This is a genomic window from Vibrio sp. Vb1337, from assembly GCF_033338715.1.
GTDB classification, from domain to species: domain Bacteria; phylum Pseudomonadota; class Gammaproteobacteria; order Enterobacterales; family Vibrionaceae; genus Vibrio; species Vibrio alginolyticus.
On record NZ_JAWOTD010000002.1, the window covers coordinates 277,999 to 298,394 of the forward strand.

Sequence of the window (20,396 nt, forward strand, 5' to 3'; positions counted from 1 at the left end):
CAAAGCCCTCTACTTTTTTGAGGGCTTTTATTGCTTGTACTCATAGAGATAAGTGGAGCACTACTTCTCTAATCTTCCCGTATACTGCTTGGGCGTTAATCCACGATGTTTCTTAAACATACGATTGCAGCTCGCCACATTGGTGTAACCAAGGCGCGTGGCAATGTCATCAATACTCACGCGCTTACTCAACAAACCAGCTGCAATATTACTCAATACATAGCCAGAAACCGTCGAAAAATTGAGTCCTAATTTATGCAAACGACGTTGAAACTGCTGTTCAGATAAATCAAGCAGAGAAGAAACGCGCTCTAACGTTGGCAATCCATAATGGCTGCTGTAATTCACCACTTCATAAATCACTTTCAACTCATCTTCTGGGTCGGGCATATTAAGCAAATCATCCAAATCGGAAAAACTCATCGCTAGACGGTTGTCTTCTCGATGGCTCACTTGGCGAGAAGCTAGTCGGTCATCTCCCGGGATCCATATCTCTGTTTTTGGCTGACTCCATTCCACCTCGCAGCCGAAATATTCCCGGTATCTCTCAGTATTTTTTCTCGAGCCTGAAACCTTGACACGTAAAGGCTGGTAATCTTTGCCAAGAAATTCGCGTAACACCTTAATCATAAATACCGCACAGCGGATACTATCGTGCACCTTTACTGACGTTTCTATAAACGGGTTGTGGTAAGTCCATTTGATGATTTTACCCGACTGTTCGCCAGCAAAAAACGCCCCTGATTGTAGGTTGCTCACACCATAATTCACTCGCCGAATGGTACTGGCTAAATCATTGCCGGAGAATAACCAGCGTCCCACTGGCCCTAGCTTTTGCAGTTCAATACCTCGGCTGAGACTCAACACCACATCCGGGTCACCACTGGCTTGTTCAACACAACGATACCATTCCGCAACGGCTTTTAGCGGGATCAGTGTCATTGGGTTACGAAACACCGATGCTGGGATCCCTAACTCATCCGAGTCCAAATTGTATTTAGATAACGCGAGGTTATGCATGTTTAGAATGCCCATCGCGCGAATAAACCGAACCGTTTTCATAACCAATCACATCAAATTTAATCCTGTAGTGATTGAATCTGTCACAAAGAAAGCCGCAAATCAAATTCAGATCACAATACGCCAACAGTTTGATAGAGGAGCGTTTAATGAGTTTACTGAGTGTCCCATTTGTCGGTACAGGCGCAGATACAGCGTTACATGTTGTTGCTGCTGTCGTTTTAATCGCGAGTGTCGCGGGCGCGTGTTACGGCTTTTGGAAAATCCATGAATTACCTATCAATAAAGCACACAGCAAAGATCATCATCAGATAGGGCTCATCACTGCGCTGACCTGGATAGGGTTTGTCTGGCACTGGGTTTGGGTGCTAGCCGTGATCTTTGCATTTGTTGATATGGAAAAAGCCATCATCAATCTGCGTGATACATGGAAAAGTAAACCGCAAACAGAAACACAGCCAAAAGAGGAAGCATAATGTTAGAAGGTTTAGCGGTATGGGCACTCTTCATCTATCTGCTGCGTTTGGTTGGCATGCCTTGGAACAAAGCAACCAAATCGTTCGCTTATCTTGGCGGTTTGAGTTGGCTGATGTTCGTCTGGGTAGGTTTGATTAACTTCACCCCGATGGATTTATCCGGCGGTTCTGTCGTGCAGTCACCACACATCCAATTGCGTCCAGATTCAACCAATGTAAAAGGTAAAGTTGACCACATTTACATTGAGCCGAATCAGCAAGTTAAAGAAGGTCAGCTCATTTATGAACTTGACCCAACGCAATACAAAATCGCATTAAATCAAGCGAACGTATCCGCTGATTCTGCTCGCGTTGCATTAGCTACGGCAAAAGGCGACATTGAGATTGAAGAAGCTAACCACGAAGCGCTAGTGCAAGATCTAGAAACATCCAAGAGCCAGTTGGAAGCGGCCAAAGTTGACTACAAATTGCAGAAAAAAATGCTAGATCGTTATGTTGAGCAAAACCGAGTGGTGCAAAACACCATCACGGAAAGCGACATCGACAAACAATCGAGCACGGTAGATATGGCACGTCACAACGTGTTAACCCTTGAGTCTCAAATCAAGAAGAAACAAGTCGATATTTCCCGTGCAAAACTGGCGATTCATAAAGCGGAACTTGCAGTTGAAACCAAACAAGCCGAACTGCGCCAAGCTGAAGAGCAAATTGCAAAAGCGCAATGGGATTTGAATAGCACAAAAGTTCATGCCCCAACAGATGGCTTTGTCACCAACTTTATCCTGCGTGAAGGTCAGCGTGTATCGATGATGCCGCGTATCAACATGTACACTAACGAGAAGTATGTGCTGATGCGGGTCAACCATCAGGCGATTCGTAACATCAAACCGGGTCAGCCAGCGGAATTCTCTTCGTCCGTTTACCCAGGTAAGATCTTCTCAGCGACCGTCGAAGGCATTGTTGAAGCAACAGGTGAGTCACAAGGTAATCTACTGGGTTTCGATGATTCCGTACGTGTCACCACTGGAAAGAACTTACAGAACAAACACCACTTTGTTCGTCTTAAGATTGATGAGCCAGAAGGCTACGACATCCCTGTTGGCTCTGTTGGCCTCGCATGGGTCAGCGGTGAAAAACCGATAGGCTTCATGGCCTTCTTAGATGTGATTCGCGGGATCATCATCCGAATGAAGTCTCAACTGTACTTCTTCTACTCTATCTAAACTCGCAAACCGCCAGTTACGCTGGCGGTTTTCTTTTCATTTGTATCCAAACATATCCTTTTCCCGTATAACAATTAGTTAGTAAATAGCGGAGAAGATTCATGTCGGCAAAGGAAAGAAGCCTACCTACCCATCGCATCTCAAGATTCAGCAAGTTCGCTTCACTTGCTACCCGTGTCGCAGGCAATGTGATTGCAGAAGGCACGAAACAGATAGCCAAAGGCAACAAACCAAAAGCGAAAGACCTCTTGCTGACGCCACAGAACATCGCGCGCTTAACTGACCAACTTGCTCACCTGCGTGGCGCTGCAATGAAGCTTGGTCAAATGCTATCAATGGATGCTGGTGATGTTTTAGAACCTGAACTTGCCGATATTCTTTCCCGTCTTCGCTCCAACGCAGACCCAATGCCTGCAAAACAACTCAACGCAATAATGGAAAGTTCGCTAGGAACGAATTGGAAAGCTGAGTTTCTGTCATTTAACTTCAAACCAATCGCCAGTGCATCAATAGGACAAGTGCACCAAGCCTACAGCGATGCGGGAGATAACCTAGCCGTCAAAGTGCAATATCCGGGCATACGGAAAAGTATCGATAGCGACGTCGATAATGTCGGTACACTGCTCAAGGTCGTTGGGTTGATTCCCGAGTCTGTCGACTACCAAGGATTGCTCGAAGAAGCGAAAAAGCAGCTACATGACGAGGCCGATTACGCACGAGAGGCGCAATTTGCCATTCGTTATCATGACGCTTTGAAGGAGCACCCTCATTTTGTGGTGCCCAAGATTCATACTGAAAGTTGCTCAGACTCCGTTCTCGCGATGGAATTCATTGATGGCAGTCCGATTGAGCAAATCGAACATTATGATCAGAGTACGCGAGATTTTGTCATGCACAGCCTACTCGAATTACTGTTTCGAGAGCTGTTCGAATTTAAGATGGTACAAACCGACCCAAATTTCGCCAACTACTTATATATCGAAAACACTCGTCAAATCGGCTTGCTAGATTTCGGGGCCACTCGCGAGTACAGCGATCGGTTCAGCACTGGTTATCGCCAAGCTTTCGCATCTGTCGTTAACAATGACGAACAAGGCTTGAATGATGCGCTTGAACAAATAGGCTTCTTCAGCCAAACCATCCTTCCAGACCAACGCCAAGCGATTCTCGATCTAGTGAAAATGGCATGTGAACCTATGTTGGTCGATGAGCCCTATGATTTCAAAGCCAGCGGCTTAGCACAAAAGCTTCGCGAGGCTGGCACCATTCTAAGCATGGAGCAAGAATACTGGCATACTCCACCAGCAGATGCCCTATTTTTACACAGAAAAATCGGCGGAATGTACTTGCTGGCAGCCCGTATTGGCGCAAAAGTGAACATTCGCCAATTGGTACAGCCATATCTCACCATCAACAGCGAATAGCCTATTGTTTTTCTGTTACTTTCAAGTACCTTGAGCAAGGTTAAGATGCATAGTTGTGCATCTCAATAACATGCCATACTTCCATAAAACGAATTAACTATCGGGGTACTCGGTGAGCAAGTTTCAAGATCTCTCCACTCTAATCCAGCAAATTGGCCAAGCCGAAGAAGCGGATCAAGTCGCAACGCTCAATGAATCTATTGAAGCGGGCCTCGAGCCCGGCGCGGTTGCCCTGATTCTAGAAGCATTTCCAATCGACGATCGTGTTCGCTTATGGCGAGCTTTACCACTAGAGCTACATATCGACGTGTTAACGGAAATGCGTGCGGACGTACGTTTCTCTATCATCAATGCGTTATCTGAAGTCGAGCTAAAGCTCACTCTCGCTAAACTCGACAACTTGTCGCTCATCGAATGGGCCGATTCGTTGCCAGAGTCGATCATCAACGAAGCGCTCTCGTTGATAGAAAAAGATGAGTTGGAACTTTACGATCAAGCAAACGAGTATGCTGATGAAGAACTCGGCCACTGGGCTGAACGTAAGATCATCACCCTGCCCTTCAATATTACGATTGGGACAGCTAAGCAGTTAATGGAGCGCTATAGCTACGACACGCCTCAACAGGTGTATCTGATTAATCGTAATAAACAGTATCGTGGAACGGTCAACTACTTCGATATCTTACGTGGTGACCCCGATACTCGCTTAAAAACACTCGTTATTGAGGCTGTGACGGTTCTAGACAGTAAAATGATGCTTCCTGAAGCGGTAGAGGCATTAGAACACAGCACACTGCCCGCTCTCCCTGTAACTGATGCAGACCAAACACTGATCGGTGAAGTCGATTGGCAGTTTGCATTGAGTACACAGCGTGAAATCTACGAAGCACGTTTGATGGCCGGTACAGGTATGGATGAAGGCGATGACTTGTTTGCGCCAGTATTAAAAAGCTCGCAAAAGCGCGGGGTTTGGTTAGGCATCAATTTGCTTACTGCTATTTTGGCGTCTGTCACTATCGGACTGTTTGAAGATGTAATTGCTCAGGTAGTGGCTTTGGCGGTGCTCATGCCAATTGTTGCATCCATGGGGGGCATTGCTGGCAGCCAAACGCTCACTCTAATGATTCGTGCGATGGCGCTTAATCAGATCACCCCAGGTAACCGCTTCAAGCTTTTGAAAAATGAGTTGGGTATTGGCTCTCTGAACGGCATTGCTTGGGCGTTAATCATCGGCGGGCTCGCCGGATTGTGGTTTCAATCTCCGGTTCTAGGGGGAACCATCGCGCTGGCCATTATCGTCAATATTATTACCGCAGCTTTATTTGGTGTGCTGATTCCCATTATTCTGGATAAGTTTAAATTGGACCCCGCTTTGGCTGGCTCGGTGATTCTAACAACAGTGACAGATGTAGTTGGTTTTTTCGCCTTTTTAGGAACGGCGAGTTTAGTCATGCTTTAAAAGGTTCATTGTTTATTAATCAATCATTAGCATAATAGAGTCAAATTGCATAACGCAGTTGCAAATTGCAAACACACTCAAACTTTAAGCAACGCATGTCACAGAAACTGCGTATTTTAGGGCATATTAAAGTTGGCACAGTAACTGCATTATATAAATCGACCCTTCTTAAGCCGAGGGTCACCTAGCCAACTGACGTTGTTAGTGAACTTGATTTTGTTCACATGTATATAAGCCAATCGCACTCTTTGCGGTTGGCTATTTTTTTATGTGGCTATTGCCCTCTTATCCTCTGACCGAGCTCGGTTGTGCTTTTCTTGCCCACAACAGATTGTTTACTGTTTATAAAATTCAAATATTCGCCCAATAAACCATTAGAAATGTCAGCTTCAACAAAAATAAATCACCTACATAAAATAAAACCAAGAAAACATACCCAAGAAAAGAACAAATACCGTCCAAACCAAAAACCTCATCATGAAAACGTTTTCTTTTCATAGAAATCGACTGAACAATTCAGAGTTATAGATAAATTTAATCCATAAAAACAAATAGCAATTCAAAACATTAACTTCACATAGAAAATCTGTCTATAAATCATAGAAAACACGTAAAACCAAACTTTTCAATTTTAGAATTTAAAAATCAAACTATTGTTATTAAAAGAAAAAATACACAACAAAAATCAAGCAAACGTTTAAATTGCAATTTTATCATTGACTATTAAATTTACATCACGATAATACGCGCCGTTTGCCTGAAATCAGGTGCTATAATTTAATGTTTCAATGTGCGGAGGTAATAATGGCTGGAGACAATAATTGCAGTCTTGGACCAGTTCCCAACACGGCCAGAAAAGGCGTGGCATCACTTACAATGGTGATGTTAGGACTCACTTTTTTCTCCGCAAGTATGTGGACTGGGGGTTCTCTCGGTACTGGGCTCTCCTTTAATGATTTTTTCCTCGCTGTTCTCATCGGTAACCTAATCCTCGGTATTTACACTTCTTTCCTCGGTTACATCGGCGCTTCTACTGGTCTCTCTACTCACCTTCTTGCTCGTTTCTCTTTTGGTTCTAAAGGCTCTTGGCTTCCTTCCGCTCTTCTTGGTGGTACTCAAGTCGGGTGGTTTGGAGTTGGTGTCGCGATGTTTGCGATTCCGGTGCATAAAGCAACGGGCATCGATACCAACACGTTGATCCTTGTATCCGGTTTGCTCATGACCGCGACCGTTTACTTTGGCATCTCCGCACTGATGGTGTTGTCAGCAATTGCCGTTCCTGCCATTGCGCTACTTGGCGGCTACTCTGTCATCGAGGCAGTAAATAGCGTTGGTGGTATTGGCGAACTACAACAAGTTCAACCAACCGAGCCACTCGATTTTTCAATAGCTCTCGCGATGGTTGTCGGCTCTTTTGTCAGTGCTGGTACATTAACGGCGGATTTCGTACGCTTTGGTAAAAAGCCGCGCAGCGCCGTGATGATCACCATGGTGGCATTTTTCATCGGTAACTCGTTAATGTTTATCTTTGGCGCGGCAGGTGCGTCGGTGACGGGTCAATCAGACATTTCTGAAGTGATGATCGCGCAAGGTCTTCTTATTCCAGCTATCATCGTTCTTGGCTTGAACATCTGGACGACCAACGACAACGCGCTCTACGCATCGGGTCTTGGATTTTCCAACATCACAGGCTTACCAAGTAAATACATCTCAATGGCGAACGGTCTTGTTGGCACACTTTGCGCTCTCTGGCTCTACAATAACTTTGTTGGCTGGCTGACCTTCTTATCTTTGGCAATTCCACCGATTGGCGGTGTGATCATCGCTGACTTCTTCACGAACCGTAAACGCTACGCAAACTTTGAAGCCGCCCAATTCCAAAACGTTAACTGGGCTGGCATTATCGCTGTCGTGATTGGCGTTGGTGCGGGACACTTCCTGCCTGGCGTAGTGCCGATTAACGCTGTACTTGGCGGCGCAATTAGCTTCCTGATTCTTAATCCTATTCTCAACAAAAAAGCACTGGCTACACAGCCAGCGTAAGGAACCATCATGACAACACTACTGATCAAAAACGTAACGCTAAAAGGACAAGAAGGTCTGCAGCAAATTTTGATTGAAGATGGTCAATTCAAGCGCATTGAAAGCAACGATGTGGAGCTTAGTCATAACGGTGACATCATCGATGCTGAAGGCGGTATGGCGGTTGCGCCTTTCTGCGAGCCACACATTCACTTAGATACAACTCAAACCGCAGGTGAGCCAAGCTGGAACATCTCTGGCACATTGTTTGAGGGTATTGAACGTTGGGCTGAGCGCAAAGAAATGCTGTCGATTGAAGACGTGAAAGCGCGCGCAAAACAAACCTTAAAATGGCAGATAGCAAACGGCGTACAACACGTTCGTACCCACGTCGATGTTTCAGACCCTACCCTAATTGCCCTAAAAGCGATGGTAGAAGTGCGTGAAGAGATGAAAGAATGGGTAGATATCCAAATCGTCGCCTTCCCGCAGGAAGGAATTCTCTCTTACCCAAATGGCAAAGAGCTGCTAGAAGAAGCCGTCAAATTAGGTGCGGACGTGATTGGCGCGATTCCACACTTTGAATTCACACGCGAATATGGCATTGAATCGCTGCACTACGTATTCGAGTTAGCGCAAAAATACGACCGCCTGATCGACGTGCATTGTGATGAAATCGATGACGAACAATCTCGCTTCGTTGAAACACTGGCAGCATTAGCGCACAAGTTTGATATGGGGAATAAAGTCACGGCCAGTCACACCACAGCGATGGGTTCCTACAACGGTGCATACGCATCTCGCCTGTTCCGTTTATTACGCATGTCCGGTATCAACTTCGTGGCAAATCCATTGGTGAACATTCACTTACAAGGCCGTTTTGATGATTACCCAAAACGTCGCGGCGTAACACGAGTGAAAGAGATGCTGAATGCCAACATCAACGTCTGCTTTGGACACGATGATGTATTTGACCCTTGGTACCCACTAGGCACTGCAAACATGCTGCAAGTGCTGCATATGGGTCTGCACGTGTGTCAGGTGATGGGTTACGACCAAATCAACAACTCACTGGATCTGATCAGCACCAATTCAGCACGTACACTGAACATTCAAGACAAGCACGGCATTGAAGAAGGCAAACCAGGTAGTTTACTGATTCTTCCCGCAGAAAATGGTTTTGACGCAGTACGTCGCCAAGTGCCGGTTCGCTACTCTGTTCGTCACGGTAAAGTGATCGCAGAAACACAGCCTGCGACAACTCATATTCATCTTGAACAAGCAGAGCAAGTAACGTTCAAACGCTAAAAAGATCGGCGAAAAGAAAAAGGCCTGACGACATCGTCAGGCCTTTTTTCTACTGGTAAACATCACTGCTCGCTCTGTCTATTCTTGTCTCATAAACCACTGAACACATTGAAAGGCCATATAAAACGGCTCAGTACCAAACGTTGCACAAGGTTCTGGTGGCTGAATCTCAATTACACCATCGCACTTGGAAATTATTCTAAGCGTTGGGCATACTTCTGACTTCATTTTAGTTGTAGATATGAACCATGACGTCATTAAGCCAGATAGAACCGCAATTTTTGGAATTTATGCAGCAAGAGATGCAAGTAGATGCAGCTCATGATCTTAAACACGTAAAACGCGTGGTCAAAACAGCGAAACAGCTCTGCAAAGAAGAAAATGCAGACATCGCGATTGTATTACCGGCTGCCTATTTGCATGATTGCTTTACTTACCCGAAAGATCACCCAAATCGCAAAGAGAGCTCAATCATCGCAGCCAAAAAAGCGGTCGCATTTTTAGAGAGTATCGATTATCCGCAGCAATATCATGATGCCATTGCTCATGCGATAGAGGCACACAGCTTTAGCGCAAACATCAGGCCAAATACGTTGGAAGCCAAAATCGTCCAAGATGCCGACCGTCTGGACGCTTTAGGCGCAATTGGCGTGACGCGATGCATTCAAGTCAGCACTCAATTTAACGCGCAACTTTACAACGACAGCGATATATTTGCCGAAGAACGTGAACTTAACGATAAACAATTCACTCTGGATCACTTTCAAACCAAGTTATTCAAAATCGCTGAAACCATGAACACGGAGTCAGCGAGACGCGAAGCGCAAAAACGCAAAACCTTTATGAAAACGTACCTAGAGCAGTTACACGACGAGGTAACAGCGTAAATGTCAGAAAGCTATACGTTAATTAAAGAGCTTAAACGCCAACTAAAGTTAGCTGGGCTGCATTATGCGGATGTTGCACAACACCTTAATTTAAGTGAAGGAAGCGTCAAACGTTTACTCGCTGAAGGTCAGCACATTAGCCTTGAGCGCTTAGAACGCATTTGCCAATTGATTGGTTTAGAAATGGCGGAACTATTTAAGCTCGCGGCTGCGCACAATAAAGGTCTAGAGTCGCTAACGTTAGAGCAAGAAAAGCAGCTGGTTGACGATAAAGCCCTGCTGCTCGTGGCGATCTGTGTTGTAAATGGCTATCAGTTTGAACAAATCGTTCAGCAATATACCTTCAATGAGTTGGAACTGGTGCAAAAGCTTGCTCATTTGGATCGGCTGAACATCATCGACTTGCAGCCAAATAACAAAATTCGTTTGCGTATATCTCCGACATTTAAGTGGCAGATGGGCGGCCCTATTCAACGGTTCTTCCAACAGCAAGTTCAAGACGCCTTTTTCCAAAGCTACTTTTCTGGTGAAGATGAAAAGTTCTCCATGGCAACAGGATTGATGAGTGTACCAACCAACAAGAAGCTACAACAGAAACTGCAAAAGGTCATCGATGAGTTTTATCAGGCTTGCCAAAGTGATAGCTCTCTCGATATGGACGAAAAACACGGCACCTCTCTGATTATTGCGATGCGTCGCTGGACGTTCCCTTTATTTGAACCATGGGAAAGAAAACTCACCAATAAGTCTCGCAATTAGTAACTCAATAAACAAATGGAAATAAAAGTAACGAATTTCGTTACTTTTGGTGGCATACAACGTCACTAGAAAGAGAAAGCTGGTTTAATCGTTCATTGAGCATAAAGTGCTCCCATCTCATTCGACTTTGTTTAATCGGGGCCCGTATGTTTTTCTCAAAACGCTTTTTTCCTTACTTTGTGACGCAATGCCTTGGCGCACTCAATGACAACATCTACAAAAACGTTCTGTTATTGATGGTGACATACAGCCAAATTGATAACCTACCAATATCTGTCAATCTATTCGTTAATTTGGCGGCAGGCTTATTCATCCTACCTTTCTTTCTATTCTCAGCGCATGCTGGTGCCGTCGCTGACAGCATGGACAAAGCCAAATTAATCCGACGTCTAAAGCTCATCGAACTAGCTATCATGTCATGCGCAGCAACCGCTATTGCCACCCAAAGTGCCATGCTGATGCTGGTTCTGCTGTTTATGACAGGCACTCAATCGGCCTATTTTGGTCCCGTGAAATACGCCTTGCTACCACAAGCGCTCAAACCAAATGAGCTTGTTAAAGGAAATGCTTGGGTTGAAATGGGCACGTTTCTTTCGATTCTTATAGGTACGCTTAGCGCAGGCCTGCTGCTAGCCATTCCTAATGGTACCTTGATTGCTTCTTGTACCGTGATTGCCTTGTCTTTGCTTGGGTTCATGAGCAGCGTGAATATTCCAGCGATGCCTAGCCAATCAAATGACAAAGCGAAATTTGAACCGATTTCTGGTTTAAAGAACACGTTAAAAGTGGCAAAAAAGCAGAGAGGCATCTGGATGTCTATTCTTGCCATCAGTTGGTTCTGGTTCATGGGTGCGACTTACCTAACTCAATTCCCTAACTTCGCACGCGAACATTTGTTCGCAGATAGCACTGTCGTTTCTTTACTGTTGGCATTGTTTTCCATTGGTATCGCGACAGGCTCTTGGTTGTGTGAAAAGCTCTCTTTCAACCACGTTGAGCTTGGTATTTTGCCATTCGGTATACTTGGTCTGACAGTCTTTGGCGTCGACTTGCTATGGGCAGTCCCAAGTTATCCATCACTTCCGGTGCACTTTTATGATGTTCAAAGCTTCGTTGCTGAATCAAAACATCTACGCGTCATGATTGACCTGTTCCTTGTTGGTGTAAGCGGCGGTGTCTTTATTGTTCCTCTTTATGCGTTCATCCAATCGCGTTCAAACAAAGGGGAGTGTGCACGTGCCATTGCTGCTAACAACATCATGAATGCGTTGTTTATGGTGGTGTCTGCTTTGGTTTCGATCGTTGTACTCAGCGTACTAGAGCTTTCTATTGTGGAACTGTTTGTCATGATGGCAATAGGTAACTTCTTCGTGGCAATCTATGTCTATCGTCAAGTACCGGAATTCACACAACGCTTTATCAGTTATTTACTCAGCCATTGTATGTATCGTGTGTCCGTAAAGGGGCGCCAACATATTCCTGAACAAGGTGCTGCGTTAATCGTGGCTAACCATGTTAGCTATGTCGATGCATTGATTTTGATGGGAACCTCTACTCGCCCGGTTCGTTTTGTGATGGACAAATCCATCAGCGAGCTACCTGTTCTTAAATATGTATTCCGTCATGCCGGTGTTATCCCGATCTGTTCTCCACGTAAGTGTGCCGACACTTACCGACGAGCATTTGAACAGATTGAACAAGCACTTAACGACGGTGAGGTTGTCTGTATCTTCCCTGAGGGTCGTTTAACGTCTAACGGTCAATTGGGTGAGTTTCGCCCTGGTGTAGAGAAAATCCTTGAACGTAACCCTGTTCCTGTCATCCCTATGGCGTTAAAAGGGCTTTGGGGTTCTTTTTTCAGCCACAAAGGCGGACATGCTCTCACAAAACGACCGACTCGTTTTTGGTCAAAAGTGGATGTTGTTATCGGTGAAGTGTTAAGTCCTGCGTCTTTAAATCGTCATCAATTGCAACAACAAGTACAGGATTTACTGGGCTGAGTCGCTTGCTACAGCAGTCAAACTTTGCAGCAAAACGTAAATATGCACCACAAAGCACAAGTAGTTCTTTGTTAATTAGAGTAGGATATCTACGACGTCATAAATCTAGGAGGTATTATGAAAATCATCATCTTACATGGTCTTTATATGCATGGGCTGGTCATGCAGCCTCTTAGCCAAAAGCTGAGAAAACTCGGATACGAAACGCAAGTACTCAGCTATAACACTGTTGCTATCGATGAGTCTTCACTGTTTGATTCTATTGATCATTCGCTGAATCCACTGACCACAAACGTCCTCGTGGGACACAGCTTGGGAGGCTTGATGATTAAGCGCTATCTCGCCAACAGAAAACCGAGCACTAACTTAATCTCTCATATTGTCGCTATCGGTTCGCCTCTTAAAGGCGCGTCCATTGTAGGTCGAATTCAAGATCTCGGATTGGGTGCAATTTTAGGCAATTCGCCACACCACGGATTAAACAAACATGATGACGCTTGGGATTTCCCTCAAAAACTCGGTAGTATCGCAGGAACGATGCCGATTGGCGCTCGCCCATTGTTGATCCGTAATGACAACACCATGTCGGACGGTACCGTTACCGTAGAAGAGACAAGACTGGACGGTATGCAAGATCATATCGAAGTGAAGCAAACGCATACGAGCCTGATTTACAACACCTTCGTGCCGCAGCAAATTGATCACTTTATTCGCACAGATTATTTCCGTCGATAGCACACTTTTCCATCATACAGATGGAATCGACTTTCCAAGCTATTCAGTTCGCAGTACTATCCTAGCTCCACTTCTTCACAACTTGGATGAAGTGGTACATTTTTAATTGTTCTCAGGGCGGGGCGAAATTCCCCACCGGCGGTATACTTTTCAAGTGAGCCCGCGAGCGCTCGATTCGTCGAGGTCAGCAGATCTGGTGAGATGCCAGAGCCGACGGTTATAGTCCGGATGAAAGAGAATAAGAATACACCAGCATAGCGAGTCAGATCGCTAAGAATGCTGGTGCACTTCTTTTTGATCGTATTTTACGGCGATCTCTCATACCGCCCTGATTCTGGTGAAATTTAGGAGTTAACCATGAATCAGTCATCACTACTTGCCGAATTCGGCGACCCAATTACTCGCGTTGAAAACGCACTTATCGCTTTAAAAGAAGGCCGTGGCGTACTGCTTCTTGATGATGAAGATCGCGAAAACGAAGGCGATATCATTTATTCAGTCGAGCACCTCACTAACGAGCAAATGGCATTGATGATCCGCGAATGTAGCGGCATCGTTTGTTTGTGCTTAACAGATGCTCAAGCAGACAAACTGGAACTGCCTCCAATGGTGGTAAACAACAACAGCGCAAACCAAACCGCATTTACGGTTTCTATTGAAGCGAAAGTTGGTGTAACAACGGGTGTTTCAGCAGCAGACCGCGTAACGACCATTAAAACGGCGGCAAACCCGCACGCAAAACCGGAAGATCTTGCTCGCCCGGGTCACGTATTCCCTCTGCGCGCACGTCCAGGTGGTGTAATGACTCGCCGTGGTCACACAGAAGGTACGATTGATCTGATGCAAATGGCAGGGCTTCAACCCGCTGGCGTACTGTGTGAAGTGACCAATCCAGATGGCACGATGGCAAAGGCACCGGAGATCGTAGCATTCGGTCGCCTGCACAACATGCCGGTACTGACGATTGAAGATATGGTAATGTACCTGAACCAGTTCGAGTTGAAACTGGCATAGTCAGATCTCAGCTCTTGAAAAAGCCGCGCATTTGTGCGGCTTTTTTGATCGATCCTCTTTGCACTTAAGTAGTTATACTTATTGAAAACAAGGGGAACAACACCATGAAAGGATTACTGAACTTCGCCGCTCTCGTTAGCTTTCTCTCCATGAATTCGCTTGCTCTTGCATCTGAGTGCCCTGATATTCTTCAAGGTAAGCAAAGGTTGTTAAACTCAACGGAAGAAGTCGATCTATGCGAAAGCTTTAAGGGAAAGACACTACTAATCGTCAATACAGCAAGCCAGTGCGGCTTCACTCCTCAGTTCGAACAGTTAGAAACCCTCTATCAAACTTACAAAGACCAAAACTTCACCGTTATCGGTTTCCCGAGCAATGACTTTCGACAAGATAGAGGAAGCGAAACAAACACAGCGAAAGTCTGTTATCTCGATTACGGGGTAACCTTTCCAATGATGGCTCGCTCTTCAGTATTAGGTGTAGATGCGAACCCAGTCTTCAACCAGATTACTAACCAAGCAGGCATAAAACCAAAATGGAACTTCTACAAGTTTCTAATTAGCTCTGAAGGTAAAGTTATTGCTACTTTTCCAAGCTCCACATCACCGACAAGTACTACGCTTACCAATATGATAGAGCAACAATTATAAGGTGACGACCATGACAACACGCTCAACCATGCTACAACTCGGTTACTTAGGCCTGGTTCCATTTGTGTTTAGTTTAGGGCTGATTTTCACTGACATCTCACTCTTCAATTTAAGTGGTCAGCAATTTTTCATCGCATATAGCGCCGTTATATTAAGTTTTTTATCCGGCATCCTTTGGGGTAATGGCATTGAGCATTACTACCATCGCCTTAGCCGAAATATATTAATTCTCAGCAACCTTTTTGTCTTACTGGCTTGGGGCGCATTACTGCAGGGCCACAAACATTACGCAGTCGCAACCCTACTCTTAGCAATTGGGTACCTTGCTGTTTGGTATGCAGAAAAGCTCGTGAGGAAAGTCGAACAAGACGCCGAGCCCAAGGGATATCAAGGAATGAGGAGCAAACTGACCTTCGGCGTAATCGTAATGCACGGATTGGCTTTAGTTTCATAACCTGGTCTGTCCAGTACTAAGATCACAAAAAAAACGTCTTTTTATAAAACAGTGTTCATTTCGTGAATGCACACATATTTTGAACACCGTTTTGTTTCATTTATGAACCAATCCACATATAAGTAATTTAAAGCATTCACAAAGGATATGAATATGTTTTTTCGCAAACTTTTGTTTAGCACTGCGATGATCAATGCAACGACAGGTTGCGTGTCTTACCAGGCACAACAAGCCGCCGCTCAAACAGTAAATAATACAGGTGCCGTGCTTACCAATGTGATTAAAACCACGATTGCTCAGCCATGTAATGTTGCAATCACTGCTGCTAGCTTGTTTTATCCGCATGCCATATTTATGACTAGTGTTCCGACTCAAGCATGTACAAGCGTTCTTAGATAATACGAGTGTGATAAGCATAAAAAATGGCGACTCTACCGTCGCCATTTTTAAGCATCAATGCTATTTACAGTTACAGCGTCAATAAGTAATTAACTAATTGATTGTACTCGTCGTAAGTACGAATTTCGTTGGCCAAAACAATGTATTTATTGTTCACAACCACACCCGGAACCCCTCTTAACGTGCTGGCAGAGAATTGCTTATCAAAACCTTTCTGCATTGAGTTTACGGCGAAACTGTTGTAAGCCGCATCAAACTTCTTACCTTCTACGCCATTATCAACGAAGAGTTGTTTCAGCTCAGCTTCGTCTTTTGGCGCTTGTCGCTTTTGATGAATTTGGGCAAACATGGCAGGAATCATTGTATCTTCAACTCCTAGCGACACCATCGTCGCGTAGGACTTGGCCATCGGAATCGCCATATCTCCGCCCATGAACCCCACATGCACCTTTTCAAACTTTGCCTCTTTTGGCAGAGCAGGTTTTAAACGCTCAATAAGCGACTCAAACTTGTAGCAATGTGGGCAATAAAAAGAAAAGAATTCCGTCACAACAGGTTTCGATGCTTTCTTAACATCCAGAACTTTGTAGTGCTTCCCTTCTTCAAATTGCGCTGCATGAGCGGTAAAAGTCAGTAAAAGTGCACTACATAAGGCAAGTAGTTTTTTCATTGTTTATTTCCTTGTGGCATTCAAATGCCAAATCATTTCATTTGGTAAAAAGGGGTAAACCCCAAGTAATTTGAGATGAGGAATTAAACAATCGGAGGACGATAAAGCTTGGTGCTCACAGTCACTACTTTTTCGACTAGAGGCCTATCAATCAATGCAAGGCTATAAGGAAGAAGCAGTAAGTCGTTTTGAGATAAGTTGGCGGGAATTTTGACCATGCAGGAAGAGCTACAACTCGTGTGAGATTGTTGTGCCTTATTGATGGCTGACTCATCGTGATGTGATTCTACGCAGTCGTCATTGACGCCAAGTTGTTTGTGCAGAGCAGCCTGTTGAACAATAAGATCGCGTACTTCAATTGTTTTCATCGGAGCGGAAGCCTGCGCCACAGGAGCGACACTACTCAAAAGCATAGCAACTAAGCAAACTATCGCAGTGAACAATGTACGGTTAAACTTCAACATAGCTACATCAAGGAAAATGGTGATTTAAGATAATACATGATAACGGTTTGACTTCAAGATACGGACTCTCGGCTCGCTAACAAACTCTGTTCTTTGACTATTTTAGGCTAGTGAATTTTCTCTCTAACGCTCCCTCAGTACACGAAACCAGCACAACGAGCTATTCACCGTTCGGATACTCCCCTCATCAGATACCAGCAACAATTCGATAAAACTTGAAATCATTATGAAACACGAGTAATAGTTAGAACAGTTTTTGTACGAACAAGGAAAGATCAATGCTTAAAAAGAGATTCTTTAAGACAAAAGATGAAGTCGAAGTCACGTTCGAGCTAGATAAAGATCAGTGGGACTCTGTCCAAATTGCTGGAGACTTCAACAACTGGCAGCCAGAACCGATGAAATTAGTGAAGAAAAGTCGTCAGTTTAAATTTAAAACCCGCTTACCTAAAGCGCAGAACGTTCAGTTCCGTTACTTGCTCGATGACGCGAAGTGGGAAAATGACCCACAAGCTGATGCTTACGTTCCAAATGCATTTGGCAGCGACAACAGCGTCGTGTGTACCACCGAATAAGCGGTAATTTCGCTTTAAGATTCCATACCTAGGCGCAAACGTTGCGCCTTTTTGCATCTCTCTAAATGTGATAGGTGATTAGATTTAAATCATTAATTGGCAATTTTATCCAATTAACTCATCCGATAACCTTATTCTGAGAAAGCTTTATTTGAAATAATTCGTAAATTTGTTTAAGTTCCATTGATATTAAATATTGTATACATCACTTAAATGAACGCACAACAAATCAAACCATCTCTAATCATTGTGGAAGACGATCCCAAATTACAAACTATGTTGGGTGAGTATTTTGTTGAACAAGGTTTTCAGGTCAAATGTATCGACAATGGGACGGACGCACCTAATGCGATTATTGACACACAACCAGACGTGGTGCTGTTAGATTTGATGCTACCCGGGCAAGATGGTCTGAGTGTATGTCGTCAAATCCGAGAATGCTACAAAGGCAAAGTGTTGATGCTGACAGCAAGTGATGATGACTTCGATCATGTCGCCGCATTAGAAATAGGCGCAGATGACTTTGTTACTAAACCCATCAAACCTCGCGTATTGCTAGCTCGTATTCGCATGCTATTAAGAAGAAAAGAGGCGGCGCCTACCGAGTCCGAAAACGACCTACAAATTGGTGTTCTGTGTTTAAACCGGTTGCGTAAATCGTGCGTAATGAACCAAGAAGAAATTGCGCTGACAGACGGCGAGTTCGATTTGTTGTGGGTTCTTGCTACGCATGCTGAAAAAACACTATCACGTGAGTGGCTGACCAAAACACTACGTGGTATTGAATACGATGGAACAGACCGCACCATTGATAATCGCATAGTGACACTGAGAAAGAAGCTAGGCGATGCTTCTTGCTCACCACAAAAAATCATTACCGTTCGCGGCAAAGGCTACCTATTTATGCCTGATGCATGGAATGAATAATGAGACGGATTTATCTGGAAAGCTTTGTTGGCCTTATCATTCTGTTTATGGCTAGCTTGTGGGGATACGAGTTCTTAGTTTATGAGATCAACACAGATTATGACTACCTATTACAAGAGCATGAGGGTCAAGCTTTTCACGATCTGATCTACCCTATCTATAAAGAACACGGATTAGAATATACTCAACAACAGTTGGAACAATTTGCCACATCAAGCCATCGTTTGTTGGTGCCTCATACGCTTGAAGAGCTTCCAACAGACATCAAAAAGGCGTTTGAAAGTGATACCTCCGTTAACGTCGCTTACGATGAAGAAAGGGATATCTGGTTCCGCCTAGATGCGAGCACGCCTATCTTTAAAATGAGCGATAATCCGAATAGTCCTGTGGTTAAAGCTGCCAACTTTGATGACAATATCGTTTGGTTGTTCTTTTTAGCTGGATTTGCTCTGTATTGCATATTGTTGATCTGGTTCTTAAGCCGTCGGATTCGAGAGCTAGAGAGAGTGACCGTTGAGTTTGCCTCAGGTAACTTCAAGGCTCGAGCTAGTACCTCAAGCGCTAAGTCTGTTGGGACGTTAAACAAAAGCTTTAACACGATGGCCGATAAAGTATCTCGCTTGATCACTAGCAATAAAATGCTAACTAACGCCGTTGCACATGAATTGCGTACCCCAATCTTCCGCTTACAATGGCAAGCAGATTTGTTATCGGATTCAACCTTAACTGAACAACAGAAAAAGTATGTTTACAGTATCGTCGAAGACATTGACGAGATGGAAGAAATGGTTGAAGAATTGCTTTACTACGCAAAGATGGAGCGTCCTGACACAGCATTACAAACTCAAGAAGAAGTCGTCCTATTCAACTTAGTCAAAGAGTTACGACAGAGATGGCAAAAAGAGACTACGCTCGCTATCTCGCTTCAAGAAGTAAACTCAGAAAACGTTCTCGCGTTTGCTGACCCAAAATTGTTAAAGCGAGCCTTAGATAACTTGCTGCGCAATGCAATGCGGTACGCGGATAAGCAGATTTTAGTAGAGATAAAACACGATCAGCACCGCTGCTTCATCAATGTTCATGATGATGGCATAGGTATTGAAGAAAAGCATTGGCCTCATCTATTCGAACCATTTTACAGTGCGGATGAATCTCGCAACAAAAAGACGAGCGGGTTTGGGCTCGGCTTGGCGATTGTCAGACAGATAATGGAGCTTCAACGTGGAGAAGTTTCGATTTGCCATAGCCCACTTGGAGGAGCTTGTTTCACACTTAGCCTCAAAAAATCAGACAGTTAACTTAACCTTCCTACCCCGTTTACAGAAGACGACACTTCAATACACTCAAGCGACAGAGCCCAACAATAAAACAGTGTACATTTAATCCATAAGATTCACACACTAAATGGATAGTACTCATGTATAAATCTTTTATCCTGATTATGGCGCTTACTTCTACGCTTACAGCTTGCGCCTACAACCAAAAACCTGTCGTCGACATGACCAATGTTGACCCTAGTACATATGAACAAGACTTTCTTTACTGCCAAGGCTATGCAGAAAATGTCGACAAATCAGAGGCAGCGAAATCTGAAGCCACTAATGGGGCAGTTACAGGCGCATTGATCGGCGCAGCTGCTGGTGCGCTAGAAGACGGATTAGGTGGAGCGGCTGTCGGTGCTGCTGCCGGCGGTGCTGTAGGAGCTGGAGCTGGTGCTTTGAGTGGAACAAATGATTCAACCAAAACTCAATCTCTCGTATTGCGTAAATGCCTCCAGCACAAAGGCTATACCGTCTACGATCTTGATTAAATAAGCACTTTTCTTAAATTATCGCGCGATGGATTCTATTCACAAATGTTTCACGCTGTAACGATTAATCTCGTTACCTCTCTGGGATATGTGTTCCATCCCAATGCTTAAATAGTAAGG

At 44.4% G+C, this 20,396-nt stretch carries 21 protein-coding genes and 1 riboswitch; of the genes, 18 read left to right on the forward strand and 3 right to left on the reverse strand.

Annotation, left to right across the window (positions count from 1 at the left end; translation table 11 throughout):
* Positions 1 to 60 precede the first annotated feature (60 nt).
* The gene (locus R7E42_RS02995) at positions 61 to 1,062 is read right to left on the reverse strand and encodes an AraC family transcriptional regulator (protein WP_213871424.1); all 1,002 of its coding nucleotides are present in this window, start codon (positions 1,060 to 1,062) and stop codon (positions 61 to 63) included.
* 107 nt (positions 1,063 to 1,169) lie between these two features.
* Here R7E42_RS02995 and R7E42_RS03000 point away from each other — a divergent pair, with 107 nt between their 5' ends.
* The 14 genes from R7E42_RS03000 to R7E42_RS03065 all read left to right on the forward strand — a co-directional run bounded on the left by R7E42_RS03000 (position 1,170) and on the right by R7E42_RS03065 (position 15,830).
* Positions 1,170 to 1,496 carry an MFS transporter gene (locus R7E42_RS03000; RefSeq protein ID WP_017635162.1) on the forward strand — a complete coding sequence of 109 codons (327 nt, stop codon included), beginning with the start codon at positions 1,170 to 1,172 and terminating at the stop codon, positions 1,494 to 1,496.
* Positions 1,496 to 2,719: an HlyD family secretion protein gene (locus R7E42_RS03005; protein ID WP_213871425.1), complete on the forward strand. Its 1,224-nt coding sequence runs from the start codon at positions 1,496 to 1,498 to the stop codon at positions 2,717 to 2,719. Before R7E42_RS03000 ends, R7E42_RS03005 begins: the two co-directional genes overlap by 1 nt.
* A 101-nt stretch (positions 2,720 to 2,820) precedes the next feature.
* Positions 2,821 to 4,143: an AarF/ABC1/UbiB kinase family protein gene (locus R7E42_RS03010; RefSeq protein WP_318072327.1), complete on the forward strand. Its 1,323-nt coding sequence runs from the start codon at positions 2,821 to 2,823 to the stop codon at positions 4,141 to 4,143.
* Between the two features lie 112 nt (positions 4,144 to 4,255).
* Positions 4,256 to 5,602, forward strand: a complete 1,347-nt coding sequence (locus R7E42_RS03015) for a magnesium transporter (RefSeq protein ID WP_005373641.1) — start codon at positions 4,256 to 4,258, stop codon at positions 5,600 to 5,602.
* Between the two features lie 804 nt (positions 5,603 to 6,406).
* Positions 6,407 to 7,645, forward strand: a complete 1,239-nt coding sequence (gene codB, locus R7E42_RS03020; protein ID WP_318072328.1) for a cytosine permease — start codon at positions 6,407 to 6,409, stop codon at positions 7,643 to 7,645.
* Between the two features lie 9 nt (positions 7,646 to 7,654).
* The gene (locus R7E42_RS03025) at positions 7,655 to 8,932 is read left to right on the forward strand and encodes a cytosine deaminase (RefSeq protein ID WP_025767946.1); all 1,278 of its coding nucleotides are present in this window, start codon (positions 7,655 to 7,657) and stop codon (positions 8,930 to 8,932) included.
* Between the two features lie 248 nt (positions 8,933 to 9,180).
* The gene (locus R7E42_RS03030; RefSeq protein WP_318072329.1) at positions 9,181 to 9,819 is read left to right on the forward strand and encodes an HD domain-containing protein; all 639 of its coding nucleotides are present in this window, start codon (positions 9,181 to 9,183) and stop codon (positions 9,817 to 9,819) included.
* Positions 9,820 to 10,578: a helix-turn-helix domain-containing protein gene (locus R7E42_RS03035; protein WP_042522681.1), complete on the forward strand. Its 759-nt coding sequence runs from the start codon at positions 9,820 to 9,822 to the stop codon at positions 10,576 to 10,578.
* Positions 10,579 to 10,724: 146 nt separating this feature from the next.
* Entirely contained in the window at positions 10,725 to 12,578 is a 1,854-nt protein-coding gene (locus R7E42_RS03040) for an MFS transporter (protein WP_104976243.1), read from the forward strand.
* 117 nt (positions 12,579 to 12,695) lie between these two features.
* A complete protein-coding gene (locus R7E42_RS03045) occupies positions 12,696 to 13,313 on the forward strand; it encodes a triacylglycerol lipase (protein ID WP_318072330.1) in 618 nt (205 codons plus the stop codon).
* 104 nt (positions 13,314 to 13,417) lie between these two features.
* Positions 13,418 to 13,557: riboswitch (FMN riboswitch) on the forward strand.
* Between the two features lie 113 nt (positions 13,558 to 13,670).
* Entirely contained in the window at positions 13,671 to 14,327 is a 657-nt protein-coding gene (ribB, locus tag R7E42_RS03050) for a 3,4-dihydroxy-2-butanone-4-phosphate synthase (RefSeq protein ID WP_005373655.1), read from the forward strand.
* Positions 14,328 to 14,431: 104 nt separating this feature from the next.
* Entirely contained in the window at positions 14,432 to 14,977 is a 546-nt protein-coding gene (locus R7E42_RS03055) for a glutathione peroxidase (protein WP_005373657.1), read from the forward strand.
* 10 nt (positions 14,978 to 14,987) lie between these two features.
* The gene (locus tag R7E42_RS03060) at positions 14,988 to 15,431 is read left to right on the forward strand and encodes a DUF3429 domain-containing protein (RefSeq protein WP_005396352.1); all 444 of its coding nucleotides are present in this window, start codon (positions 14,988 to 14,990) and stop codon (positions 15,429 to 15,431) included.
* Between the two features lie 153 nt (positions 15,432 to 15,584).
* A complete protein-coding gene (locus R7E42_RS03065; RefSeq protein ID WP_005373664.1) occupies positions 15,585 to 15,830 on the forward strand; it encodes a hypothetical protein in 246 nt (81 codons plus the stop codon).
* Positions 15,831 to 15,900: 70 nt separating this feature from the next.
* On the opposite strand, the gene R7E42_RS03070 is transcribed toward R7E42_RS03065, so the two are convergent.
* Positions 15,901 to 16,500: a thiol:disulfide interchange protein DsbA/DsbL gene (locus R7E42_RS03070; protein WP_005373667.1), complete on the reverse strand. Its 600-nt coding sequence runs from the start codon at positions 16,498 to 16,500 to the stop codon at positions 15,901 to 15,903.
* Positions 16,501 to 16,583: 83 nt separating this feature from the next.
* Positions 16,584 to 16,964: a hypothetical protein gene (locus R7E42_RS03075; RefSeq protein ID WP_318072331.1), complete on the reverse strand. Its 381-nt coding sequence runs from the start codon at positions 16,962 to 16,964 to the stop codon at positions 16,584 to 16,586.
* Between the two features lie 278 nt (positions 16,965 to 17,242).
* On the opposite strand from R7E42_RS03075, the gene R7E42_RS03080 reads away from it, so the two are divergent.
* From R7E42_RS03080 to R7E42_RS03095, 4 genes are all read left to right on the forward strand, one after another.
* Positions 17,243 to 17,539 carry an isoamylase early set domain-containing protein gene (locus tag R7E42_RS03080; protein ID WP_005373671.1) on the forward strand — a complete coding sequence of 99 codons (297 nt, stop codon included), beginning with the start codon at positions 17,243 to 17,245 and terminating at the stop codon, positions 17,537 to 17,539.
* A 213-nt stretch (positions 17,540 to 17,752) separates the two neighbouring features.
* On the forward strand, positions 17,753 to 18,466 hold the full coding sequence (locus tag R7E42_RS03085) for a response regulator (RefSeq protein ID WP_318072332.1): 714 nt from the start codon (positions 17,753 to 17,755) through the stop codon (positions 18,464 to 18,466).
* Complete coding sequence (locus R7E42_RS03090; protein ID WP_005373675.1) at positions 18,466 to 19,764, forward strand: ATP-binding protein; 1,299 nt, start codon at positions 18,466 to 18,468, stop codon at positions 19,762 to 19,764. The genes R7E42_RS03085 and R7E42_RS03090 overlap by 1 nt, the downstream gene beginning before the upstream one ends.
* 119 nt (positions 19,765 to 19,883) lie before the next feature.
* Positions 19,884 to 20,276 (forward strand): hypothetical protein, encoded by a 393-nt coding sequence (locus tag R7E42_RS03095; protein ID WP_005385575.1) that lies wholly within the window; start codon positions 19,884 to 19,886, stop codon positions 20,274 to 20,276.
* The last annotated feature ends 120 nt before the right edge of the window (positions 20,277 to 20,396 follow it).